Annotated in this window: 27 protein-coding genes; 11 read left to right on the forward strand and 16 right to left on the reverse strand. The window is 36.5% G+C overall.

The window, feature by feature from the left end; all coding sequences use genetic code 11:
- The first annotated feature begins 151 nt into the window (after positions 1-151).
- Complete coding sequence (locus tag CYP51_RS02385; RefSeq protein ID WP_021090753.1) at positions 152-1,078, forward strand: ribose-phosphate pyrophosphokinase; 927 nt, start codon at positions 152-154, stop codon at positions 1,076-1,078.
- A 76-nt stretch (positions 1,079-1,154) separates the two neighbouring features.
- Here the strand turns inward: CYP51_RS02385 and tilS are convergent, their stop codons facing one another.
- From tilS to panC, 3 genes are read right to left on the reverse strand one after another with little or no spacing between them, the layout of a single operon-like run.
- Positions 1,155-2,135: a tRNA lysidine(34) synthetase TilS gene (gene tilS / locus CYP51_RS02390; RefSeq protein ID WP_103624229.1), complete on the reverse strand. Its 981-nt coding sequence runs from the start codon at positions 2,133-2,135 to the stop codon at positions 1,155-1,157.
- Positions 2,132-3,442, reverse strand: a complete 1,311-nt coding sequence (gene rimO / locus CYP51_RS02395; protein ID WP_103624230.1) for a 30S ribosomal protein S12 methylthiotransferase RimO — start codon at positions 3,440-3,442, stop codon at positions 2,132-2,134. Before rimO ends, tilS begins: the two co-directional genes overlap by 4 nt.
- Before the next feature lie 2 nt (positions 3,443-3,444).
- Positions 3,445-4,266, reverse strand: a complete 822-nt coding sequence (gene panC, locus CYP51_RS02400; RefSeq protein WP_103593230.1) for a pantoate--beta-alanine ligase — start codon at positions 4,264-4,266, stop codon at positions 3,445-3,447.
- A gap of 120 nt (positions 4,267-4,386) precedes the next feature.
- Between panC and prfB the strand changes: the two genes are divergently transcribed.
- On the forward strand, positions 4,387-5,487 hold the full coding sequence (prfB, locus tag CYP51_RS02405) for a peptide chain release factor 2 (RefSeq protein WP_103603890.1): 1,101 nt from the start codon (positions 4,387-4,389) through the stop codon (positions 5,485-5,487).
- Between the two features lie 24 nt (positions 5,488-5,511).
- Here the strand turns inward: prfB and CYP51_RS02410 are convergent, their stop codons facing one another.
- Entirely contained in the window at positions 5,512-6,063 is a 552-nt protein-coding gene (locus tag CYP51_RS02410) for a tetratricopeptide repeat protein (protein WP_103624231.1), read from the reverse strand.
- 77 nt (positions 6,064-6,140) lie between these two features.
- Here CYP51_RS02410 and CYP51_RS02420 point away from each other — a divergent pair, with 77 nt between their 5' ends.
- The 4 genes from CYP51_RS02420 to CYP51_RS02435 are packed head-to-tail and all read left to right on the forward strand — an operon-like array spanning position 6,141 to position 9,092.
- On the forward strand, positions 6,141-6,461 hold the full coding sequence (locus CYP51_RS02420) for a type II secretion system protein (RefSeq protein WP_103624232.1): 321 nt from the start codon (positions 6,141-6,143) through the stop codon (positions 6,459-6,461).
- A 2-nt stretch (positions 6,462-6,463) separates the two neighbouring features.
- A complete protein-coding gene (locus CYP51_RS02425) occupies positions 6,464-7,804 on the forward strand; it encodes a dihydrolipoyl dehydrogenase family protein (RefSeq protein WP_103624233.1) in 1,341 nt (446 codons plus the stop codon).
- A gap of 10 nt (positions 7,805-7,814) precedes the next feature.
- Entirely contained in the window at positions 7,815-8,468 is a 654-nt protein-coding gene (locus tag CYP51_RS02430) for a tetratricopeptide repeat protein (RefSeq protein ID WP_103624234.1), read from the forward strand.
- A complete protein-coding gene (locus tag CYP51_RS02435; protein ID WP_103624235.1) occupies positions 8,469-9,092 on the forward strand; it encodes a tetratricopeptide repeat protein in 624 nt (207 codons plus the stop codon). It abuts the gene before it with no gap.
- Positions 9,093-9,694: 602 nt separating this feature from the next.
- Here the strand turns inward: CYP51_RS02435 and CYP51_RS09705 are convergent.
- From CYP51_RS09705 to CYP51_RS02480, 9 genes are all read right to left on the reverse strand, one after another.
- Positions 9,695-9,817, reverse strand: a complete 123-nt coding sequence (locus tag CYP51_RS09705) for a 2-hydroxyacyl-CoA dehydratase family protein (RefSeq protein WP_141083682.1) — start codon at positions 9,815-9,817, stop codon at positions 9,695-9,697.
- 9 nt (positions 9,818-9,826) lie between these two features.
- Positions 9,827-10,132 carry a 2-hydroxyacyl-CoA dehydratase gene (locus CYP51_RS02440; RefSeq protein WP_141089682.1) on the reverse strand — a complete coding sequence of 102 codons (306 nt, stop codon included), beginning with the start codon at positions 10,130-10,132 and terminating at the stop codon, positions 9,827-9,829.
- 423 nt (positions 10,133-10,555) lie between these two features.
- Positions 10,556-11,092 carry a hypothetical protein gene (locus CYP51_RS02450; protein WP_103624237.1) on the reverse strand — a complete coding sequence of 179 codons (537 nt, stop codon included), beginning with the start codon at positions 11,090-11,092 and terminating at the stop codon, positions 10,556-10,558.
- Complete coding sequence (locus CYP51_RS02455) at positions 11,085-11,606, reverse strand: hypothetical protein (protein WP_103624238.1); 522 nt, start codon at positions 11,604-11,606, stop codon at positions 11,085-11,087. Before CYP51_RS02455 ends, CYP51_RS02450 begins: the two co-directional genes overlap by 8 nt.
- Entirely contained in the window at positions 11,603-12,607 is a 1,005-nt protein-coding gene (locus CYP51_RS02460) for a hypothetical protein (RefSeq protein WP_103624239.1), read from the reverse strand. The genes CYP51_RS02455 and CYP51_RS02460 overlap by 4 nt, the downstream gene beginning before the upstream one ends.
- 60 nt (positions 12,608-12,667) lie before the next feature.
- A complete protein-coding gene (locus CYP51_RS02465; protein WP_103624240.1) occupies positions 12,668-13,114 on the reverse strand; it encodes a hypothetical protein in 447 nt (148 codons plus the stop codon).
- The gene (locus CYP51_RS02470) at positions 13,104-13,883 is read right to left on the reverse strand and encodes a lysophospholipid acyltransferase family protein (RefSeq protein WP_103624241.1); all 780 of its coding nucleotides are present in this window, start codon (positions 13,881-13,883) and stop codon (positions 13,104-13,106) included. Before CYP51_RS02470 ends, CYP51_RS02465 begins: the two co-directional genes overlap by 11 nt.
- Positions 13,864-15,165 (reverse strand): tRNA (N6-isopentenyl adenosine(37)-C2)-methylthiotransferase MiaB, encoded by a 1,302-nt coding sequence (gene miaB / locus CYP51_RS02475; RefSeq protein WP_103624242.1) that lies wholly within the window; start codon positions 15,163-15,165, stop codon positions 13,864-13,866. Before miaB ends, CYP51_RS02470 begins: the two co-directional genes overlap by 20 nt.
- Positions 15,165-15,407 (reverse strand): HP0268 family nuclease, encoded by a 243-nt coding sequence (locus tag CYP51_RS02480; RefSeq protein ID WP_002941786.1) that lies wholly within the window; start codon positions 15,405-15,407, stop codon positions 15,165-15,167. The genes miaB and CYP51_RS02480 overlap by 1 nt, the downstream gene beginning before the upstream one ends.
- Positions 15,408-15,579: 172 nt before the next feature.
- Between CYP51_RS02480 and nusA the strand changes: the two genes are divergently transcribed.
- Positions 15,580-16,680, forward strand: a complete 1,101-nt coding sequence (gene nusA, locus CYP51_RS02485) for a transcription termination factor NusA (protein ID WP_103624243.1) — start codon at positions 15,580-15,582, stop codon at positions 16,678-16,680.
- Positions 16,680-17,159, forward strand: coding sequence for a GNAT family N-acetyltransferase (locus CYP51_RS02490; protein ID WP_103624244.1), 480 nt, complete (start codon positions 16,680-16,682; stop codon positions 17,157-17,159). The genes nusA and CYP51_RS02490 overlap by 1 nt, the downstream gene beginning before the upstream one ends.
- Before the next feature lie 54 nt (positions 17,160-17,213).
- Here the strand turns inward: CYP51_RS02490 and CYP51_RS02495 are convergent, their stop codons facing one another.
- Positions 17,214-17,816, reverse strand: coding sequence for an outer membrane beta-barrel protein (locus CYP51_RS02495; RefSeq protein ID WP_103624245.1), 603 nt, complete (start codon positions 17,814-17,816; stop codon positions 17,214-17,216).
- Between the two features lie 159 nt (positions 17,817-17,975).
- Between CYP51_RS02495 and CYP51_RS02500 the strand changes: the two genes are divergently transcribed.
- Positions 17,976-18,188: a transcriptional regulator gene (locus CYP51_RS02500; RefSeq protein WP_009294027.1), complete on the forward strand. Its 213-nt coding sequence runs from the start codon at positions 17,976-17,978 to the stop codon at positions 18,186-18,188.
- 145 nt (positions 18,189-18,333) lie between these two features.
- Here the strand turns inward: CYP51_RS02500 and rho are convergent, their stop codons facing one another.
- The gene (gene rho / locus CYP51_RS02505; protein ID WP_103624246.1) at positions 18,334-19,674 is read right to left on the reverse strand and encodes a transcription termination factor Rho; all 1,341 of its coding nucleotides are present in this window, start codon (positions 19,672-19,674) and stop codon (positions 18,334-18,336) included.
- A gap of 290 nt (positions 19,675-19,964) precedes the next feature.
- Here rho and CYP51_RS02510 point away from each other — a divergent pair, with 290 nt between their 5' ends.
- Together CYP51_RS02510 and ccoS are read left to right on the forward strand one after the other, a co-directional pair.
- Entirely contained in the window at positions 19,965-22,346 is a 2,382-nt protein-coding gene (locus tag CYP51_RS02510) for a heavy metal translocating P-type ATPase (protein WP_103624247.1), read from the forward strand.
- Positions 22,346-22,576, forward strand: a complete 231-nt coding sequence (gene ccoS / locus CYP51_RS02515) for a cbb3-type cytochrome oxidase assembly protein CcoS (RefSeq protein ID WP_103624248.1) — start codon at positions 22,346-22,348, stop codon at positions 22,574-22,576. Before CYP51_RS02510 ends, ccoS begins: the two co-directional genes overlap by 1 nt.
- On the opposite strand, the gene CYP51_RS02520 is transcribed toward ccoS, so the two are convergent.
- Positions 22,573-24,210, reverse strand: coding sequence for a DNA polymerase III subunit gamma/tau (locus CYP51_RS02520; RefSeq protein WP_103624249.1), 1,638 nt, complete (start codon positions 24,208-24,210; stop codon positions 22,573-22,575). The genes ccoS and CYP51_RS02520 overlap by 4 nt on opposite strands.
- Positions 24,211-24,254 lie beyond the last annotated feature (44 nt).

Raw genomic sequence — 24,254 nt, forward strand, 5'->3', positions numbered from 1 at the left:
ATTTTAAGGTTTGTAAAATCAAAGCTAAAATTTTTGATTGTGACGATAAGAATTAAACTAGGACTAGAAAATGGTCCTAAAAAGAATAAATTTAAATTAAAGCTCGTTTTGATAAAATCCCAACATAAAAATCACTAAAAAGGTTATCATTATGAGAGGCTATAAAATTTTCTCAGGAACGGCTAATATTGAGCTTTCAAAGAAAATTTCGCAATATCTTTCACTTCCTCTTAGCGAGGCAAGTATAAAAAGATTTAGCGATGGAGAGATCAGCGTGCAAATCGGCGAGAGCGTGCGCGGAAAAGATGTTTTTGTCATTCAGCCAACATGTGCACCGACAAATACAAATTTAATGGAGCTACTTATCTTAACTGACGCTTTAAGACGCAGTAGTGCAAGCTCTATAACAGCGATTGTGCCGTATTTTGGCTACGCTAGACAAGATAGAAAAGCAGCTCCTAGAGTACCGATCACTGCAAAGCTAGTGGCAAACATGATGCAAACAGCAGGTATCGATAGAGTCGTCACTATGGATCTTCACGCAGGACAAATTCAAGGATTTTTTGATATTCCGGTTGATAACCTTTATGGAAGTATTATTTTTAATGACTACGTAAGAGCTAAAAATTTACCAAATCCAATCGTTGCAAGCCCTGATGTAGGTGGCGTTGCTCGTGCTAGAGCTTTGGCTAAAAATCTAAATCTTGACATGGTTATCGTAGATAAGCGCCGCGAAAAAGCAAACGAGAGCGAAGTGATGAATATAATCGGTGACGTAAATGGTAAAGATGTGATTTTAGTTGATGATATGATCGATACAGCTGGCACGATCGTAAAAGCAGCTGAAATTTTTAAAGAGCGTGGTGCAACTAGCGTTATGGCATTTTGTACGCATCCAGTCCTTAGTGGGCCAGCTTACGATAGGCTAAAACTAGGCTTTTTAGATGAGCTAGTGGTAACAGATACGATACCTTTAGCAGAGGAGCTTCCTTGTATAAAAGTGCTAAGTGCCGCTTCATTGTTTGGCGAAGTGATACGCCGTGTATATCACAATGAAAGCGTAAATAGCTTATTTTAATTAAATTTTTTGGCTTTAGACTTATTTTAAGCAAAAGCCAAAACTTTCTTTATCTATTGTTTTTAGAATTACTTGATTAAAATTTTAACTCTGATAAATCAAAATTTATAGCAAAAAGATAGCCTCTATTTATAGCTGGAATTTTTAAAATTCTAGCCTTCTCTTTAAAAATTTTTGGCATTATGGCTTTGCAAAATGGAGTTACTAGAAGGTAAGTATCTGCGTATCCGACAGCGATCTTGCAGCTTAGCACCACGCTTGTTTGCTTTGCTAAATTTGCACTTAGCTCTTCTTTTTGCGCTTTGCTTAGAAGCACATTTAGCTCTTTTGCCGCCATATCAACGCCTCGTATCGCATTACTATCATTTTTTATGATAAAAATTTCATCACTTATTTTTGTGATATTTGGCATTAAAATTTGTCTATCAGCTTCTAAAAACTCAAAGCTCTTTCGTACGCCACTAAAATATCTATCCAAAAATGGCTCACTAAAATTTAGCCTCATGAAGCTTCTTTTAAACTCGCCTTTTAAATTTGTATCATCGATAAAATAGTGTAAATTTCTCTCGTCAAGATAGCTTTGAAGCTCTTTTTTGCGTAAATTTAAAAGCGGCCTAACTAGCCAGAAGTGCTTTCTCTTTTCAAGCTCGCTCATGCCAAAGAGCTCTTTTAGTCCAGCACCCTTACTAAGCTGCATCAAAAACCACTCAAATTTATCGTCAAACTGATGCGCTAGGATCAAATTTTTATAACCAAATTTTTGACAAATCTCACCAAAAAACTCATATCTTGCCTCGCGCGCGTTTTTTTCAAAATTTGACTTATCTAAAAAAACGCTTTTAGTATAAATTCTTTTACCAAATTTATCTGCGAGCTCTTTTGCACTTTTTATCTCGCTTTTACTTTGCTCTCGAACATTGTAATCAACCATCGCTAGATCAAATTTGATCCCAACCTCTTCTAAAATGTAAAAAAGTGCGGTGCTATCTATACCGTGCGAGAAGGCTAGTAGATTTGCACCTGAGCTTAGCTTTTCTCGCACATTTTGGCTTATCATTTTGCTTTTTTGATGATTTTAGCGACTAGTTTTTGATCAACCACGTCAGTGGCCTCGCAAAGGTAGAGTAAGCCGATCTCAAGCTCTTTTACATCGCTCTCGTTTATTAGAATTTCGCCGTCTATATCTTTGTCCCAGATATCTTTTTTGGCTGCGTAAAACATCTCACCCTCGCTACTTTCGCCCTCAAGAGAAGCATAAATTTGCTTGCCAATCTCTTTTTGCAAGCTCTCATTTATCGATTTTTTGGTGATCTTTTCTATCTTGTTTAGTCTTTTTGAAATGATCTTGGCTGGGATTTGCTCCATTTCAAAAGATGCTGTGTCTTCTTCTTTTGAGTAGGCAAAGGCTGAAATTCTATCAAATTTAAACTCTTCTAAAAATTCGCAAAGCTCCTCAAAATCCTCCTCGCTCTCTCCTGGATGACCCACGATGACACCAGTTCGTAAGAATGAATTCTCGGCATTTCTCATTAAATTTAAAAGCTCTTTTATCTTTTTAGCGCCACTTCCACGCTTCATTATCTTTAGCATGTCTTCGCTAATGTGTTGGATCGGCATGTCAAAGTAGTTGTGAAAGACAGGCGAGGCGATGATACGCTCAATTAGCTCCTTACTAGTCGTGCTTGGATAGAGATAAAGTATCCTGGCACTCCTTACTCCCTTTATCTTTTCTATCTCGTCTATTAAATTTATAAGCCCGTCGCTAACGCCTTGATCGCGCATATATGAGCTTGAGTCCTGAGATAAAAAGCTAAAGTCGTAGTAGCCTTTTTTGACTAAATTTCTGACCTCGTTTACGATGTTTTCAAGCGAGCGTGATTTTAGCTTGCCTTTAAAAGTTGGAATGGCACAAAAACTACATTTTTGGTTACAGCCCTCTGAAATTTTGATGTAGGCATGGTAGTTTGAGCCAGTTATCACACGCTCTTCATTTGCTTGCAGATAAGTTTGCGGGCTAAATAAATTTTGCTTTTTCAAGATGATCTCATCGATCTTGTCATAGTCAGCCACACCGGTAAAGAGATCAACCTCTGGTAGCTCTTTCATGAGTTCGTCTTTGTAACGCTGCATAAGACAGCCAGTTACCACCAGTAAAGAGCCATTTTTACGAGCTTCGTGCATCTCAAGTATGGTTTGGATGCTCTCTTCTTTGGCGGATTTGATAAAGCCGCAGGTATTTACAATGATGACGTCGGCATCGCTGATGTCATCGGTAATATCGTAGTTTTGCAATCTACCAAGCATTATTTCCGAATCAACTAAATTTTTGTTACAGCCAAGTGAAATTAAGTGAAGTTTTGGCATTTTTATATCCAGATATTATCTATTAGCCTAGTTTTGCCAACATAAGCTGCCACTAAAATGATGGTATTATTTTTTTCTATTTTGGAAATTTCATTTAAATTTCTATCCGTAATAGCGACATAATCAACCTTTAACGGCTCTAGCACTTCAAGCATCTTTGTTTTGATCTCACTTGCGTCTTCCTCGCCGTTTTGGATCAAATTTTGTGCTTTATTTAGCGATCTTGAAAGTCTTAGAGCATTACATTTATCTTCGTCGCAGATATAGACATTTCTGCTTGAAAGCGCTAAGCCGTCTGGCTCTCTAACGATATCGCAAGCCACTAGGCTGGTATTAAGAAAAAATGTCTTTATCATGTTTTGCACGATGATTAATTGTTGTGTATCTTTTTTGCCCATGTAAACGCTATTTGCACGAGTTAGGCGAAATAGCTTGTTTAGCACCCTTAAGACGCCGTCAAAGTGTCCAGGTCTAGTTTTGCCCTCTAAGATGGCTGAAAATTTCTTTGGAGCGACGATTAGAGGTTCATCTTCAAAGTAAAGTTCATTGGCATCTGGGATAAAAATAGCGCTAACGCCATTTTGCTCACAAATTTTAATGTCGTTTTGTTCGTTTCTTGGGTATTTGTCCAGATCTTCGCCTGGTAAAAATTGAGTTGGATTAACGAATGTTGAGACGATACTTATCTCATTTTCGCTCACGCATTTTTTAATAAGGCTAACGTGTCCGTCATGAAGTGCGCCCATGGTCGGCACAAAACCGATCTTTGCGCTTGTGCTAGAGACGAAATTTTCAAGTTCTTTTATAGTTCTTATGATTTGCATTTTGACTCTTTTTGTTTGAAATTTTAACTTGGCATTGTAACAAAAAAGGATTAAAAGGGCGTAAATTTAAAAATGTAAGCAACTTTTGGCTAAAATCGGCAAAAATTTTTGGAGAAAAACTTGGATAGTTACGAATACAACGAGCTTTTAAAGAAGCTACAAACAAAAGTTGAAAATATAGGCTCTATCGTAAAGCCTGAAGAGATCAAGGCTAGACTAAAAGAGATCGAGGCCACCGAACAAGATCCTGATTTTTGGCAAGATATCGCTAAAGCAGGGGCGCTAAATAAAGAAAAAACTAAAATTTCAAATATGCTTGCAAAATTTAATGACGCTAATCAGGCAGTAAGTGATGCAAAGGAGCTTTTTGAGCTAGCAAATTCTGAAAATGACGAAGAGACTATAAATTCTCTTTTTGACGACGCTAAAAATTTAGATGAAAAGATAGTAAATCTTGAAATTTCTATGCTTTTAAGCGGCGAAGATGACGGCAAAAATGCGATCGTATCGATCCATCCTGGAGCTGGTGGCACTGAGAGTAACGACTGGGCCAGCATGCTTTATAGGATGTATCTTAGATTTTGTGAGAGAGAAGGCTTTAAGGTCGAGACTCTTGACTTTCAAGAGGGCGATGAGGCAGGGCTAAAAGACGTGAGTTTTATCGTAAAAGGCGAAAATGCTTATGGTTACTTTAAAGCAGAAAATGGTATCCACAGACTAGTTCGCACAAGTCCATTTGATAGCGCAGGGCGCCGTCATACAAGCTTTTCAAGTGTCATGGTAAGCCCTGAAATAGATGATGATATAGAGATCGAGATCGAAGAGAAAGATCTAAAGATAGATACTTATAGAGCTAGTGGTGCAGGCGGTCAGCATGTAAATAAAACTGAATCAGCCATCCGCATCACGCATATACCAACTGGTATCGTCGTGCAGTGCCAAAATGACCGCAGTCAGCACAAAAATAGAGCCACAGCGATGAAAATGCTAAAATCACGCCTTTACGAGCTTGAGCTAATGAAACAACAAGAAGCGAGCAACAGCGTAGAAAAGAGCGAGATCGGCTGGGGACATCAGATAAGATCATACGTACTTTTCCCGTATCAGCAAGTAAAAGACAACCGTAGCGGCGAAGCATACTCACAAACTGATGCGATACTTGATGGGGACATCAAAAAGATGATAGAAGGTGTTTTGATCGCTCAAAAGGCTGAGGCGTAATAAATTTATAAAAAGAGATGAGAGCTAAAATTTCATCTCTTTTAGCTTTGTGCAAGCTTCTTCTTTACCTTTAAAGCAAGCTTCATCAAGATAAATTCTTGCTTTTTTATAGTCATTTTTGCCTAGATAGATAAGCCCTAGATCGTAGCTAGCCTCGCTTGAGCCAAGGCTTGTGGCTTTTTCGTAAAAATATATCGCTTTTTCTAAATTTTTATTGACCCCAAGGCCGTACTCGTAGATATATCCAGCGCTTCTTAGTCCGTCTATGTTTCCGTATCTGCCAGCTGTTTCAAACCAAAAAAGTGCTCTTAAGATATCCTTGCTAAAGCCTTTGCCGTCACGAAAGCAAACTCCAGTTTGCTGCATGGCTAGAACATTGCCATCTTTTGCATAATCATAAAATCTTTTACAAGCTTTTGAATAGTTGCCTTCATTGTATAGATAGATGGCGTCTGCGATCTGCTCGACCTCTGGATCAAGTGGTGGCTCACTAAGGCCAAAATTTTGCGAAATTTGATCTAACGAACATCCCCAAAATAGCAAAACACTAAACACAAAAATGATAAATTTTTTCATATTTGTCCTTAAAAATTTAGGCGATTTTATCCAATTTTATCTTATAATGCCCGCAAATTTTAAGCAAAAGGAACGATATGGATCATAATGCACTTTTAATTCAGCTTGGCTATAACGTCAATGAAACGACCACTGCTCAAATGTGTAGAATTTTAAACAATACTGATGGTCTTTTGCCAAAGAGCATAATTGAACTAAACGATCATTTAAAGCTACACCTTTGTTTTGTGGCGATGAGTGGAAGTGAAGATAGACTAAAGATAAAAAATGTAGCTACCGTTAATGAAATAAAAGAGCGAGTTGATGAGATCATAAAAAACTGGGCTAATAAATATAAAATGGAGCTAAAAAAGATAAATGAAACAACTTACTATGTAATGGGAAAGATAAGGGACTGAAAATGAAATATGATATTGTAATTATTGGTTTTGGAAAAGCTGGTAAAACGCTAGCGGTTAAAGCTGCCGCACTTGGCAAAAAAGTGGCTCTTGTAGAAAGATCACCAAAGATGTATGGAGGCACTTGCATAAATGTTGGCTGCATACCAACCAAACGTCTAATAACAGCCGCTAAAGAGGCAAAATTTGTAAATAATAGTGTCGAAAGCGAATATTACACGCTTAGCGTTGAAAATAAAAATAAACTAATCTCAGCTTTGAATGCTAAAAACTACGCAATGCTAAATGATAAAGAAAATATCGATGTGATCGACGGTGTTGGCTCATTTACTAGTGAAAATAGTGTCCTTGTGACAACGCCAAGCGGCGAGAAAAAGATAATAGAGGGCGACTTTATCATCATAAATAGCGGCTCAAAAGAGGCAGATACTCCTTTTGAAGTTGTAAGCTCAAATGTATTTTCAAGCCAAACTTTGCTTGATCTAAAAAATTTACCAAAGCATTTTGTCATTATCGGTAGCGGTTTTATCGGTATAGAGTTTGCATCGATGTTTGCAAATTTTGGCTCAAAAGTGACTATCGTAGGACGTTCAAAACTACTTAAAAACGAAGATGATGATATAGCTAATAGCGTAAAAGAAGCTCTTAGAGTCCAAGGCGTTGAAATTTTAGAGGGTTGCGAGATAGAGTGCATTAAAGAAAATATATTAAATTTCAAGCAAAATGGCGAGCAAAGATGCCTTAGGGCTGATGCATTTTTGATCGCACTTGGCAGAGTAGCAAATGTGGATGATTTAAATTTAAAAGCTGCTGGAGTTGATCTAAATGAAAAAGGCTTTATAAAGACAAATGAAAACCTTCAAACGAATGTACCAAACATCTATGCGGTAGGCGATGTGCGCGGCGGAGAGCTTTTTACTTATACGAGCTTGGATGATTTTAGGATAGTTTATTCACAAATTTTTGGTGATAAAAAGAGAAATACTAAAAATAGAAGCATTCACGCAAATGTGCTATTTACTGATACTCCGCTAGCAAGAGTTGGAGTAAATGCAAAAGAGGCTAGTAAATTTGGGCTAAATTTTAAAGAGCTAAAGCTTAGCATGGCAACAGTGCCAGGTGCAAAAGTACTAAATCACGATGTAGGCATGCTAAAAGCTATCGTTGATGCACAAAGTGGAGAAATTTTGGGTGCTAGCTTTCACTGCATCTATGCAAATGAGCTGATAAATGAAATTGCAATTGCGATGAATTTAAAAGCAAACGCAAATTTCTTTAAAAATCAAATTTTCACTCACCCAAGTATCAGTGAAGCATTAAATGACTTATTTGGACAATTTTAAAAGGAAAAGAATGAAAAAATATTTATTGCTTTTATCGGCTTTATTTTTCACTGGCTGCTTAAACGTGATTGGTGTAGGACAAAAACAAGATGATTCGTGGCAGCAACCAAAGGATGAAAAAATAGTGCAAAATAAAGAGCAAATTTCAAGAAATGCGATTGAAATTTTAATACCAAAATGCGAAGAAGGTGATGCGGAAGCTTGCAACGATTTGGGCGTAAATTACGAGCTTTTAAAAGAATATGAAAATGCTTTAACAAATTATAAAAAAGCTTGCGATGCTAAGGTGCAAGTCGGTTGTGCAAATTTGGCCACTCTTTATGAGCTTGGACTCGGAGTTAAAAAAAATCCAAAAAAAGCTGTTCAAATTTACAAAGATAGCTGCAATAGCGGCGGCGTGCAAGCTTGCTATCATCTAGGCAACGCCTACCGCAAGGGCGAGATCGTAAAACAAGACTACTATCTAGCGATGGAGGCATATACAAACGCTTGCAATGCTGGCGATTTGCCAAGTTGTGCCAATATCGGAGCGATGTATGAGCTTGGTCTTGGTGTCAATAAAGATGAAAAAAGGGCTTATGGAATTTATAAAGTTGCTTGCTTTCGTGGGCTAAGCAAGGCATGCCCGCAGATGAAAAGACTAGGCACAAAGCTGGGAATGTAAGTGAAAAAGGTCTTAAATTTTGGTCTTATTTTGGCCATAGGCTTTATGCTTAGTGGTTGCTGGTCTTGGCAAAAGATGGTAAGCTTTGGCTTTTGGCAAAGTGATGAAGAGGCTAGGGCAGAGCATCTTGAGCTTGAAAAAGAGAAGATGATACAAAACTGCGAGGGTGGAAATAGTATCGACTGCAACAATTTAGCTGTAAATTTTAGCAATGAAAAGGACTTTGTAAAGGCAAAAGGCTACTATGAAAAGGCTTGCGGCGCTGGGCTTGCGACGGCTTGTTCAAATTTGGGTCAAATTTATGAGCAAGGGCTGGTTGATGAGCAAAAAGATATCGAAAAAGCTCTAAAGCTTTATAAACTAGCTTGCGATAGTGGCGATGGCGTTGGCTGCTACAACGAGGCCATGGGGCTAAAATCCTACATCGAAAGCGAAAATTTAAAAACTCATAAGATAGATAGAACTAAGGCCGAGGCTAGAGTTTTAAAGCTTTTGGCAAAGAGCTGCGAGCTTGAGTATGCTCAGTCGTGCTTTTTGCTTGCAAAGCTAAGCGGCGATGAAACAAAGGCAGACGCACTTTACAAAAGAGCCTGCCAACTTGGCAAATGTGTGGATAAAAAGTAATACTAGTCAAAATACTATTCTAAAAATTCGTAATAAATCAACAAAGGCTCTTTTTGAGCCTTTTAAAATTTGATGTTTTATTCGAGAAATTCTAAAAATGCCTTCAAATGTGTGCGGATCTGGCCAACATACATTTTGTTTGGAGTAGTCAGTTTCAAGACTCATATAGCTTACACCAGCTTCTTTGCTGCTTCTTTTATCTTGTTTGTTTCTATTGCATAAGTGTGACAGCCACTTAAAACGATATCTGTTGCACCATCTGCTTTATATTCATCTACAAATTTTTAATAGCATCAGATATTGCGTCGTTTTTGTACATTACAGAAGAGGGGTGTCTTTAAGTAACGTTTGGCGATATTTTCTACAAGGTTACCTTGTGTACTCATATTATTTTTAATTTTTTAGTTCCTGTACAGTTTTCAAAAACTACTACATCCTTGCCAGGTTCTTCTATTTGTTTTATCGATTTTTTTATATGTCCTGGGCATTCTTTAATGATAATGTGCTTTTTATGGTTTGCTTTAGACACATATCTTTTTTGTTTTAAAGCTTATATGTATGAGTGAAGCATTTTTATCTTTTCTTTTTTATCATATATAAAATCACTTGCAAATAGCACTTGGTGCATCTCTTTCTTTATTAAAAATTTCTATTGTCTCTTTTAGCTTTTCGTCTGTATTTTTTACACCAAGACATTTCTCAAGATAGTCTTTAAAATTACTCATCTCATCTATTCAAAACTCCAAACTACGCTTTTTGTCATATTTGGAAGTTCTAGGGCATGCACTTCTAAGAAGCTTATATATCTTGTTCTTGCCATAACAGGTTATCTTACCTATGATAATATCACTAGCATTCATATATGGATATTTTTTGGTTACAGTATATCCGTAGCTTGCTTTTATAAGCGGGAAAAGATTTCGTGGAAACTCAGCGTGAGTAGTATTTATAGGACTTTCACCATAGGTACAAAGGCTAATTAGCACAGCACCAGTAACATAAATCAACTCCTTTGGAGAGTATATACAAAATATGCCAATTACGTTTTTCTATTTTAATGGCTTTTGTATCTTATCCGCCGACATCTATAACTATGCAGTCTGGTTTAAATAAATGGTAAGCTTCAAACCCCTGACAAAGTATTTCGCTTGCACCAATATTTGCGTATTCTACACTTGCTCTTCCATACCCAGTAGCTACGATTGAGGCATATTGATAGCCTTTTTATTCTAAAATTTCTTTTATATCGCGTACTATTTTTATGGCACTAAAACTACTTGATAACAAAATAGATTACAAAAATTATCTTGATTATCTAGTATCGCTACTTTTGTAGATGTTGAGCTTATATCAATACCGATGAAATACATAAATTTATGTCTATAAAAATATGATTTCTATAATTAAGAACTTGAGAGAAATGTTATCTATTTGTAGCTTTTTATTAAATGAAATCTAAAATTTTACTTCAACCCAAAAACTTTTATATTAAAAGTAGTATGGATTTTATCCTTTTCGCCTTTCATGACGATAGGAAATTCGGTCTTTACGATACTGCCATAGCTGCTAAGCGCATCTAAAAAGTCATAAAATTTTTGTGGTGTTCGTAGAGAGCTAGTTACATTTAGGCGAAATCTGAAAAACTTCTCACTAGCGTTATTATCACTTTCTTCTATTTTACTAAGGCTTACTTCACTGAAAAATTTAGAGGCAAATTCTATAAATTTATCTTTATCAAATTTAGTATCAAAAGCTGAAATGATAGCTCCATCTTTTTGTTTAGTTGCTTCAAGGTTTTTAAATTTGGCTTCAAATTCATTTTTTACTTTTGTATAAGATGAGGTCTGTGAATAATTTTGTCTAGTTAGGCTTTTAAATTCTTTTATATTTGGCACGATAAAACCAAATATCATAATGAAACAAACTACGATAAAAGCAAATATAAAAAGTAAAAGCTTGACAGGATCTATTTTTTCTAAGCTCGTATCTTTTTTACTCATTATATCCCTCAGAATTATCAATTTTATTTGTGCTTATAAAGCCATACCAGCCGTTTTTGCTTTGATAAAAGCTGGTATTTGAAGTTGTAAAAATAGATCTTAAAGGTGAAGCTAGAAGCTGGTTAAATACATCTTTTGTCGGCGTTATACCGCGAATGATGAGTGAGTTTTTATCCATAAAAACCTCTTCAAGCGTTATGCTGTCAGGCACTAGATCAAAAAGATTGTGCAAACTTTGCTTGAGAATAGAATTTGAAGTGAAAATATCATTTGCAGATTCTATTTGTACGGCCAGTTTAGCTGAAATTTCATCTGTTGTGACTATTTTTTGACTAAGTTCTTTTTGCTCATTTGATAAAAAATTTATATTTTTTTCAATTGAATAGTTTTTATAGAGTATAAAAAAATTTGTTGCCAAAAGAGCTACAAAAATAAAGCTTATAAGGCTTAGCCAAATTTTACTAAAGATAGATATAAGTGGTCTTGGTTCTGGAGCAATAAAGCTAAATCTCATAATATTATCTCTTCTTGCATGATTTCATTCATAATATGATTTGTATTCACTGGATACACCGAAGTCTCCACTAAAAGCTCGGATTGCAGATATTGTAAAAAGGTTGCACTTGTTTTTGTATTTTCAAAAACAATGATTTGCTCAATAAAATCGCCGCCGTAGAGAGGATTTTCGTAAAATTCTTTTACAGCCTTTACTATGTAATCAAACATCTTCATGTCATACCCAAAAATAGCAACCGACTTTTCTACATTTGTAGAAACTGGCATATTTAGTTCATAATTTAGATCTTCAAATTCTTTTGGCTTATCATCACTTAAAAAATCATCTAAACTTTTAAAATCATCAAGAGATGTTGCGTCATTTTCTTCTTTAATTATCAAGTTGTCAATATCTGTTATATCTTCTTCTTTTAGGCTTTCGGCTTCCTGGTTGGTTTCTTCAATGCCAGACATATTTAAAAAAGTGGATAACTTCATTTGTTTATCTTTAAAGATCGCAAGTGTAAACGAATATGCATGGATATAAAGATAAAGTGTAGTTTTTGGAGAAATTCCGCGTTTTAAAAGCTCGTGAAAGAGTAGAGCGATAGGTGAGTAGATGAGATCTACACTATCTTGTCCAAATAAATTTTTATATTTTTTTATAGCATTTAAATTTGCATAAATACTCCAGCTATCCTGCATGATAAGGCTTGTAAGATTTTTAGTATTTATATTAAATTTTTTGTATTCATCGAAGCTAACACTAGGAAGCGCGCCTTGCGAGTCGTCGTTAAAAAAAACTGAAACATATACACCAAAATATGCTTTTTCTTGCTCTTCTATGTATTTTATGATTTTTTCATCGATATTATCGATATTTATATCTGTAAATTTAGCGTTTATGGTTTTTAAAAGTTTGCCATTTCTAAAGACCTGACCGAAGAATATGCACTCATTACCCTCCAACACGACGCTTAAAAAAAGGTTAGAAAAAAGCTTTTTGACGCTAAAAGACATAAATCTCCTAAATTTAGTGCATAATTTTCGTTATGGTAGCTAAAAAGGGATTAAATAAGTTTAAAACAGCTCGTTTTTAAGCTTAACGAAAATCTCTTTTGTATTTAAAGCTTCATTTTTTAGCTCATTATCAAGTAGGGCCGAGTTTTTAAGGTCGTCAAAATCCTCTATCATCACATCACACATCATCTTAATACGTTCACTATCAGCCTTGTTGACGCTATTTTGGCTCATTTTTTTGATACGCTCAAGATACTCTTTGCCATTTTTTATGTATGAGCTAAATTTGATAGCAGCCTTGCTTTGGTTTAGTATAGTATTTGCCATTTTGTTATAAATATCTATATCAAGTGCTTTTTGGCTTAAATTTAAGGCCTTTTCGTATTCTTTGTTTTCGTATAAAAATTTTGCTTCAAGAGCGAGCTTATAGGAGTTGTCGCTATAAAAAAATAGCCCAAATAAAATAATTATAAAGATGGCTATAAAGATAGATAGTTTATTTTTCATAAATTTCGTCCAAAATTTCTTTTATCTCATCGCTTATTTGTGGATTTTTATGCGCATATTTTTTCCACCAAATTTTTAAATTTGACCTAAAGTCCTCTTTATTTTGCAAAACGCTCTTTCCGCCATCATTTTGTGAGGCTTGCCAAAGTTCGTTTTGTATCTTCTCTTTTGCATCTTTTTGCTCCAAATTTTCCACATTAAAAGGAGCTGAGAGGCTAAAATTTATAGTTGAAAATGGCTTTGGAAGTATCATCTTATCCCAGCTTTTAAATTCCCAAAACGAGTTTGCTTCGAAATTTAGAGCATAAATTTCGCAAGATGATTTTTGTGCGATCACAGCAGCTCCGTCTGCCACGCTGTGTCTTGGACCGCGTGGGCCATCTGGCGTGATGATGACGTCGTGGCCTTGCTTTATCTCTCTTAAGGCTTCTATAAGTGCTCTTGCGCCGCCTTTTGAGCTGCTGCCTCTAATGGTGCCGATGCCAAAAAATTTGATTATTCTAGTGATTAGCTCGCCATCTTTGTGGTCGCTAATTATCACCTTGCCTTGCTTTCTATTTTGACTGCTCCACCAGTGTCTATAAGCAAAGCTCATAAAGCTAAGGCGCCCGTGCCAAAAGACGACGACGCAGCCATTTTGTGGTAAGAAATTTGGAGTGTAGCTCTTTTTGCAGGTTAGAAAAATGAGCCACATCAAAATGTATATGAAAAAGATGCCAACATTTAGGGCGAGCTTTTCAAGGGTGTTTTTAAATTTGCAGCTCGCCATACAAAACCATTCGTTTTGGATTTGTGATCTTTACTTTTTGCGTAGTGCCAAGAAGCTCTTCGCTGCCATCAACTTGAACTAAAAAGTTGTTAAAACTTCGCCCAGCAACGCCGCCATTTGCCCTTAGCTCTTCAAAATATACATCAAAAATTTTATCTTTTTGTGCAGCCACGATCTCGTCTAAAATTTCGCTGTGGCGATTTTGCAGGCGTGTTAGCCTTTCTGAAGCGGTTTTATCATCTATTTGATTTGTAAAAGTAGCTGCTTTTGTAAGCGGACGAGGCGAATACTTAAAGCTAAAAATTTGCTCAAATCTAACTTGCTCAAGTACGTCCATAGTATCTTCAAATTCGCTATCACTTTCGCCCGGAAATGCGACGATGATATCAGTTGAGATGCTCACATCTGGGCACATCTTTCTAAGTCTTAGTGCACGGTCTAAAAACCACTCTTTTGTGTATCCGCGCTTCATTTCACGTAAAACTTTGGTGTTTCCGCTTTGAAGTGGCATGTGCATAGACTTACAAATTTTAGGATTATTAGTGAAAATTTCAAGAAATTTATCATCCATATGAAGTGGGTGCGGACTTGTAAATCTTATCCTCTCAACGCCCTCTATCTCGCTTATCTTTACTAAAAGATCGCTAAAATCGATATTCTCTTGCACGCCTGAAAATCTTTTACCGTAGTTATTGACATTTTGTCCTAGTAAAAATATCTCTTTTGCACCGCTTTTTGCGGCCTTTTCTACCTCTTTTAAGATAAGGCTTGAAGGAATAGAAATTTCATCTCCTCTGGTGTGTGGGACGATGCAGTAGGTGCATTTTTTATCGCAGCCGATCGAGATGTTGATGTGGCTTTTATATGGCGAGCCTCTAAATTCGCCAAATGCGTATTCGCTCTCGTCGTGATTAATATCGGTTGAGATAAATTTAGGCGTATTTACAGCTTTTGTGATCTTGCTAACATTTCTTGCGCCAAGAACAAAATCAACATAAGGAGCGCGCTTAAAAATTTCGCTACCCAAATGGCTTGCAGTGCAGCCGCAAACACCTATTTTAGCTCCTCTTTTTTTGGCTTTTTCAAACGCGCCGACTTCGCTAAAGAGCTTATGAACTGGCTTTTCGCGAACCGAGCAAGTATTTATAAGGATTAAATCAGCTTCTTCTATGTTTTGTGTTAAGAAGTAGTCTTCTTTTTGTGAGAGCTCGGCTATGATATGCTCGCTGTCACGAACATTCATAGCACAGCCTAAAGTTTGGATAAAGAGTTTTTTACTCATTAAAGTATATGCACTTCATACATGTAGTCGCTATCATCAAGTCCGTATTTTACGGTTCTGTGATAAACGCTTAGCCCTTTTTCTTCAAAATGCTCGACTAAGGCGATTAATTGTTTGTGTGTGTTTTCTTTATCAAAATAGAAAATTTTCTGACCCTCTTTTTCGACAGCTGCCTCTATTTTTTCTAGTGAAATCGTTTTTGGTTTTGCGTCTAATTCAGCTCTTGCAAGTTTTAGCTCCATTTTTAATCCTTTCAAAATCTTAAATTTTAATCGGTCAATATATCCAAAACATCATAAAAAAAGGATTAAATAAAAGTTAATAATAAGCTTAAACTTATTAAAAGTATGGCTTATGTATAATTCCAGAACTTCACGAAAAATCCCCAAAATTTATCGTTATAATGGAGAAAAAATGGAAAGAATTTCAGATATTATTGAGTCAATTGCAAATGAGAAAAATTTAGAAATTGAAGATGTAAAAGAGCGTGTTATAAGAGCCTTGATAAATACTGCAAAAAGAGTTTATGGTGAGAATTATGAGTATGATGTAAATATTGACGCAAATAAAAATTTAAAGCTTTATCAAAAAATTTTAATTGTAGCAAACGATGACGAGAGGCTTGAAGAGGACAACGAGCACTTTTTGAGCTTAAAAGAGGCAAAGAAAATAGATAGCGGTGTTGAAATCGGCGATGAACTAACATACGAGCTAAGCCTTGACAATCTTGGTAGAACTGCCGCACAAACGCTTCACAAAGAGCTTGAGTATCACATCCAGCGTCTAGTCGAAGAGAAAATTTTACAAAAATATAATGAGATGAGCGGTCACATGGTCTTTGGGCCAGTTGTGAGAGTTGACAATGACGAAAATACATTTATTGAAATTGACGAGCTTCGCGCTGTTTTACCACGTAAAAACCGTATAAAAGGCGAGAAATTTAAAGTGGGCGACGTCGTAAAAGCTGTCATTAGAAAAGTATTTACAGATAAAAATTTAGGCATAAAAGTAGAACTCTCAAGAACTTCACCAAAATTTCTTGAAGCACTACTGACTTCGGAAGTGCCCGAGATAAAAGATGGCGGTATCATCATTCAAGGAAGTGCGAGGATCCCTGGTGAAAGAGCCAAAGTAGCACTCATCTCAACCACTCCAAATATCGATCCAGTCGGTGCAACAGTTGGTACAAAGGGCGTTAGGATCAATGCCGTAAGCAAAGAGCTTCATAACGAAAGCATAGACGCGATCGAGTATGCCACAGAGCCAGCGATATTTGTCGCTCGTGCGATGGGACCAGCTATCATCACATCGGTTAAGATAGAAGAAAACAAGGCGATTGTTACACTTGCAAGTGAGCAAAAAAGCAAGGCGATCGGTAAAAACGGCATAAATATCCGCCTTGCAAGCATGCTAACGGGCTATGAGATCGAGCTAAACGAGCTTGGCTCAAAAACTAGCAGTGATAGTGACGGCGGAATGGTCAAGGACTTAAAAGCACTCTTTGGCGATAACTAATGAAATTTCAAATAAGAAAAGCGACTGAGGGCGACATAGACGTGATCTGCGAGCTCGTAAGAGAGCTTGCACGCTATGAAAAGCTAGGCGATCAAGTCACTTTTACAAATGAAATTTTTACAGACTCCATCTTTAATAAAAACCATGCAAAAGCCCTTATCTGCGAGAGTGAGGGTAGGGCTATTGGTTATGCTATCTACTTTTATACATTCTCCACATTCTTAGGGCTTGGTGGGATGTATCTTGAGGATATTTATGTCAAAAAAGAGTTTAGAAATCAAGGCATCGGAAAAGCATTTTTTAAATTCTTAGCTCAAATTTGCAAGGATGAAAATTTAAAGAGGCTTGAGTGGTGCTGCCTAAACTGGAATGAACCAAGCATTAAATTTTATGAAAGTATGGGAGCTAAAAATCAATCTCTTGAGTGGAGAAACTATCGCTTGGACGACGAAAATTTAGAAAAACTTTTAAATTTATAGTTCGTTTTTAAATAGAAAGCTCAAATTTACTCTTAAATTTGAGCTTGTGAGCGATTAAAATTTATATGTATATCCCAAATAAAGACCTACATTTGTCTCTTTTGTTTTTGCATTGTCATATTTTGCTATAGAGCGATATTTTGTTCTATCAGCTTTTAGACCAAACTCAACTGCATTATTTTCGTTGATAGAGTATTCAGCACCAATTCTTGCACCTAGTATCCAGCCTTTTGTATTAGCTTTTTCCGAGCCATCATGTGTGTCAAATACATCAAATTTAAGTTTTGAAAAACCAGTGTAGCCACCAAGAATTAGTTTAAGATCTTTTGCTACGCTCGGAGTATAGTCAGCTCCAACTATAAATTTATGTGTATTCCATTTTACTACTGTGCCATCTTCATCACCAAGTGACTTTTTGGCTTGAAAGTCATATATGTAAGCACCATAAACTCTAGCTACATCAAAGTCATAACCAGCTTTTATGCCAAGACCTGGTTGTGCTTTTTTAATACTATCTTTTGATCCATCACCTCTTTTTACTTTTAATTTTGATCCAAAAGAGTAGTCTCCTTCAACTCCCACAAAGGCTCCTTGCGCTAGAGCAGCGGCACTAGCTAGGCTTAAACCTAAAGCAACCTTTAAAACTACATTTTTCATTTTTACTCCTTATTTAAAAAATGTTACGCGGCTATTTTAGGTTTTCTTATATTAAATAAAGTCTAAATATTCAATTAAATATATAAAAAACATAAAATAATTCAATTGTTTTCTTATCAGAATAAAATTTATAAAATCACTCGAAAAAAGGAGTGTAAAGTGGCTAAGATGACAAAACGTGATATGGCTTATCATCTAGACGTTGATGTTGCTACGCTTTACAACTGGCGAAAATACAAGCCAAACCTTTATCGTATTGTGATGCTTGGATTTAAATTTGATGAGCTTATCGAGCAGAGTAAAAAGACTTGCAACGAGCTTTGCGAATATGAAAATTTAATCAATCAAGATATAGAAAAATTTAGTAAATAATCGTTTAAAAATCGTAATCTTTTTTATAATCGAAAGTGCTAGAAAATTCAAAATTTCTAAGATATTTTTGGCTAGAAAAGCCGTAGTTGTCTATTTTAAGTGAAGAAATTTGAGCTCAAAGCAGGCGCTTCAAGCTCGGTTAAATTTACTCGTTTAGGATAGAGAGAAGCTCTTTATTGTCTTTTGTTTTTAGCATTTTTGCGTATAAGAATTTAAGCGCTTCGACGTCGTCCATTGTAGCGATCGCAGAGCGGATAGCCCAAATTTTTTGAAGCTCATCGGGCTTTTGAAGTAGCTCTTCTTTTCTGGTGCCTGATTTTAGTACGTTGATAGCTGGGTAAATTCTGCGGTCTGAGATGTTGCGGTCAAGCACAATCTCGCTGTTTCCAGTGCCTTTAAACTCTTCAAATATCACTTCGTCCATACGTGAGCCAGTGTCGATAAGTGCTGTTGCGATGATGGTTAGAGAGCCGCCGTGCTCGATGTTTCTAGCTGCGCCAAAGAAGCGTTTTGGCTTGTGAAGTGCGTTTGCGTCCACGCCGCCTGTTAGCACCTTGCCGCTTGGTGGGGTCACTGTGTTGTAGGCACGCGCTAGACGGGTTATGCTATCAAGCAAGATGATGACATCTTTGCCCATCTCAACTAGACGTTTTGCCTTTTCGATGACTAGCTCTGCTACGCGGACGTGGTTAAGCGCTGGCAGGTCAAATGTCGAGCTAAATACCTCGCCTTTTACGCAGCGCTGCATGTCGGTAACTTCTTCTGGTCTCTCGTCAACCAAAAGCACCATTAGCTGGGCTTCTGGGTGATTTTTAGCGATGCCGTGAGCTAGCTCTTTCATAAGTTCAGTTTTACCACTTCTTGGAGGTGCGACGATTAGACCACGCTGACCTTTACCGATAGGTGTGAAAAGGTCAAGCACACGGCCCGTTAGCTTCATCGGATCATATTCTAAATTTAGCTTTTCAGTTGGGAAAAGTGGGGTTAGGTTGTCAAAGAGTGGCCTCTCTTTTGCGTCTGCTAGAGGCATGTAATTTACCGCTTCGATCTTTAAAAGGGCGTAGTATTTTTCCTGATCTTTTGGCTCTCTTACTTGGCCGGTGATGATGTCGCCTACACGAAGTGCAAATTTACGGATCTGTGAGTTTGAAACATAAGCGTCGTTTGAGCTGTCGCTTAAATTTGCATCAACAGCTCTTAAAAAGCCGTAGCCCTCGTTTGTGATCTCTAAAATTCCAGTAAATAGTATAAAGCCGCCTTGTTTTGTCTGGGTTTTTAGTATCTCAAATATCAAATCCTGCCTACGAAATTCTCGTGGATTTTCGACACCAACGCTATTTGCGATCTGTACTAGCTCATCTAAGCTAAGCGTTCTTAGCTCTTCGATCTTGTGTCCGTCTACTGGTATGTGTGTTCTTGATGCTTGATGTTTTTTTGTAGTTTTTGTGCTTTGAGCAGCACTTTGCTCGGTTTGGTTATTTTCCATATTTCCTCTTTAAATGCGGGGATAATTTTGCAGAATTTCTAAGTTTCAAAAAGAAGTTTTTGAAAGTTTTGGCATTTTATAAAAATAAAACTTTGTTGTCAAGAAATGGTATAAAATGAAATTTTTGCTCAAAAATGGTTGATTTGCTATAATCTCGCCATTTTATAACGGTAACAAAAGAAGAAATTTGTGCCTATTTTTGCAGTTTACCTACCATAAATTTATATGGTGTGTAATAGGCATGTGATGCAATAATATTGGTAAAAAATTTTAGATAAAAGAAAGTAAAAATGCCACAAAGTAGATGTGCTCATTGTAGATTAAAATTTGATGAAAGCGTGATGATCTCAAATGAAAGCGGACTTAAATTTTGCTGCGCTGGTTGCAAAGGTGTTTATGAAATTTTAAATGAAAATGGGCTTAGTGAGTTTTATGAACGTCTTGGTAAAAATACACTTACACCGGCGAGCAACGGTGCAAATATCAAAAATTTAGCGGCAAATTTTAGTGAGCTTGTGACAAAAGAGGGCGACTTTAGTCAAATTTCATTTTTAATCGATGGTATCACTTGCTCAGCTTGCATCTGGCTACTTGAAAAGGCACTTTTTAGCTTGCCTGGCGTCTTGGAGGTAAATATTAACTCGCTTAATCAAAAAGCGGTTATTGTTTTTGATGAGCAGGAGCTTTTGGTAGAGCAGATAATTGAAAAAATTTATGCCGTTGGTTATGTCCCAAAGCCCTATGCTACGAGTCAAAAAGAGGATGAACTAGCTAAGAAAAGAAGAAAATTTTACACAAAAGCGCTAGTTGGTATCTTTGCTACGATGAATATTATGTGGCTAGCTATTGCTCAGTATAGTGGGTATTTTAGTGGTATAAGAGGTGATATAAAAGATATTTTAAGCTTTGCGCAGTTTGTATTAGCAACGCCTGTACTTTTTTATACTGGTAGCGAGTTTTTCAAAGGGGCAAAGATAGCCATTAAAAATGCTTCACCAAATATGGATCTGCTTGTTATCACCGGAGCTAGCATAACCTATATCTACTCCATTTTTGCGATGTTTACGAGGAGTGGTGAGAGCTATTTTGACTCAGTTGCGATGATCATCACCTTTGTTTTTATCGGTAAATTTTTAGAAATTTTGGGTAAGAAAAAGGCGCTTGAGATTTCAAATTTCTTAAATGATATGCTGCTTGCAAAGGTGTGCGTTTTAGAAGATGGTAAGGATATTTTAAAAGAGCCAAGAGATGTAAATTTGGGCGAAAAGATCGTGCTTAGATCAGGCGAGAGGGCGCTACTTGATGGAGCGGTGCTTAGTGGTGAGGCAAGTGTGGATAGCTCAAGTCTAACTGGAGAGAGCCTGCCTGTGACCTTGGGAGTAGGGCAAGAGGTGAAAAGTGGTGTTATTTGCCAAAATGGACAAATCATCTACGAAGCAAAGAAAATTTTTAAAAATTCTTATCTAAATCAGCTCATAAATTTGCTCCAAAATGCAGAGCTAAAAAAGCCAAATATCGAGCTAGTAGTCAATAAAATCGCTTCTAAATTTTCTCTTAGCGTGCTGACTTTGGCATTTTTTACATTTTGGTTTTGGTACTTTAAATTTGGCTTTTCAGAAGCTATCGTCACGGCTGTTAGCGTCATCGTGATCGCTTGCCCTTGTGCGCTTGCGCTTGCCACGCCAGTTAGTAGTGTTTGCGCTCTTGGTGTAGCTTTTAAAAATAGAGTGCTTTTTAAGGAGGCTAAATTTTTTGAAAGCCTTGCAAAGTGCGATGTAGCGGTATTTGATAAGACTGGTACGCTCACAAAGGCAGAATTTGAAGTTAGTGATTTTTTCATAAAAGAGAGCATAAGCTTAGATGAAATTTATTCGCTAGCTCTTATATCAAATCATCAAATAAGCGTGGCAGTGGCTAAATTTCTAAAGCAAAAAGGTGCAAGGAAAATAGAGCTTAAAAATACAAATTTAAGCGTGGCAAAGGGTGTTGAGGCTGAAATTTCAGGTAAAAAATTTTATGCAGGAAGCAAACGATTTTTAGTTGAAAATGGTATTAGTTTTGATGAAGCTGAAGAAAATGTGAGCTTTTTTGTGGGGCTTAATGGTGAGCTAGTGGCGAAATTTTACCTAAAAGATAGCGTAAAACCCGAGGCAAAGACCTTGATAGACGAGCTAAAGAGCGCTGGCATGAAAGTGTGTATCTTAAGTGGAGATGTGCAAAAAGTGGTAAAAAATGTGGCAGATGAGCTTGGCGTGAGTGAGTTTAGAGCAGAGATGTTGCCTGAAATGAAAGCTAAATTTATAAGCAAACTAAAAGAGCAGGGCAAAAAGGTGCTAATGGTAGGGGACGGCATAAACGACGCAGCAGCACTTAGCCTTGCTCATGTTGCCATTTGTATGGGAAGCGGGGCGGTAATAAGCTTAGAAAGAAGCGATGTAGTGCTACTTGATGATAGTTTAAAAAGTCTAGCAAAGGCCATAAAAATCTCAAAATTTACTTACAAAACGATAAAGCAAAATTTGCTCTTTTGTCTTCTTTATAATGTTCTTGCTGTGCCATTTGCTGTGTGTGGCTATGTCATTCCGCTATTTGCTGCACTTTTTATGTCGCTTAGCTCACTAAGTGTTATCTTAAACTCGCTTTATATTGTTAGGAAATTTAAGGAAAAATAATGGATAGTGCAACACTTGCGATGCTAGTTTTTATCTCAGTTTTGATAGGGGCATTTTTGCTTTTTGGCGTGCTTTGGGGGATAAAAAATAAGCAATTTGAGGACTACCGAAAATTTTTAGACGGAGCAAATTTGGACGATGAAGATTCGCTAAATGAAGCTTATAAGTTAGAGCTTCGCAAAAAAGAAGCTCTAAAAAAAAGAGCAGGGTCTAATAAAGATAAAATTTAGCTCTCAATCGTTGGCTCGCCAAAAAGTCTATTGGCCTCTTTTAGAGCCCCTTGTTCTCTTTGTCTTTGAAGCTCTTCTGGCGTTTTTGGCTCTTTATTTAGTATCAAAGTAAAGTTATTTTTCTCGTTTTGCAGTTCGCTTTTTATTTCGGTTTTTGGCTCATTTTTAGTTTCAACGTTATTTGCATTTAGTCTTGAAATTTCCTCATCAAGCTCGTCTAGTTCGCTTTTTTCATTGTTTTCTAAAGAGGCTTTAGGCGTATTAGTTTGTGCTTTTTGTTCATCGCTCTTTGCATTTACTATCTTTGCATTTTGTCCAAAAAGCGTACGCAATATCTCATTTAAAATTTTCCAATTTTTCTTAAAATATTCAAGATTTTCATCTTTTGCATTTACTATCAGTCCAAGCTCATTATTATTAAAGAAGCTAAATTCTACAAATTCTTTAAAAAACTCGCCAAGATCGTAATTTCTATCATAAATTTTTGTTAAGAAAAGTTCGTATGGACCTTGCATTTTAGCAGGAGCTGCTTGGCTTTTTTGAGTGATGACTTCTGTGATTTGAGTGGAATTTTCGCTATTTTTTGAGATCACTTCATTTATAGCGTCATCGATATCTTGTAAATTTAGAGCTTCTATCATCATAAAAAGCATTAGCATTAGTACAAAGCCATTGTCGCTACTTACGTTTAACATACCTTTAGCTTGTGCCAAAATCCTAAAAAATCTCTCATAAACAAGTAGTGAAATTTTTGAGTCATTTTCTATAAATTTTTGCTTTAAATTTGCCAAAATTTCATCTATTATCATCTCTGGATCATAGCTTTCAAGTTCGCTTACAAGCACTCTGATAGCATTTTTATCATGATTTAAAACATGAGCTATTATCTCTTCGATCTTTTCTGGATCAAGAAGTCCTAACATCGATGCTACGCCATTTGCCGTGACATTATTTGCCCCGTAAATGATAGCTTGATCAAGAAGTGTCAAAGTATCTCTTAGCGATCCTCCGCCACTTCTTGCTAAAATTTCAAGTGCCTCTTTTTCGTAGCTAATGCCTTCTTTGCTTAAAATAAACTCAAGATGTTTAATGATGCTGTATCTGCTTATTTGCTTAAACCTAAAATGCTGTGTTCTTGAAAGCACCGTTGTTGGGAGTTTTAATGGATCAGTCGTCGCCAGGATAAATTTTACATAGCTTGGCGGCTCTTCAAGCGTTTTTAAAAGAGCATTAAATGCCTCTTTGGTTAGCATATGCACTTCATCGATTATAAAAATTTTATATCTTGCCATTGCTGGAGCATATTTTGTTTGCTCTATTAGCTCTCTTATGTCATCTATCTTTCTGTGGCTAGCTGCGTCCATTTCGATGATGTCCATATGTCTTGACTCATTTGCCATTATGCATTGTGGGCATACTTCACATGGCTTTGAAGTAGGTCCTTTTTCGCATACTAGAGCTTTTGAAAATATCCTGGCACTTGAAGTTTTACCACTGCCTCTAAGTCCAGAAAATAGATATGCGTGGCTTATACGACCCTTGTCAAGTGCGTGTATAAGACTTTTACTAACTGCTTCTTGACCAATAAGTTCATCAAAATTTTTAGGGCGATATTTTAAAGCTAGTGCTTGCAATGCGGTATCCTTTTTATAAAGTTCAAGGATTTTATAAAAAAAGG

Origin of the sequence: Campylobacter concisus (assembly GCF_002912895.1) — a bacterium.
In the GTDB taxonomy this organism is placed as follows: domain Bacteria; phylum Campylobacterota; class Campylobacteria; order Campylobacterales; family Campylobacteraceae; genus Campylobacter_A; species Campylobacter_A concisus_G.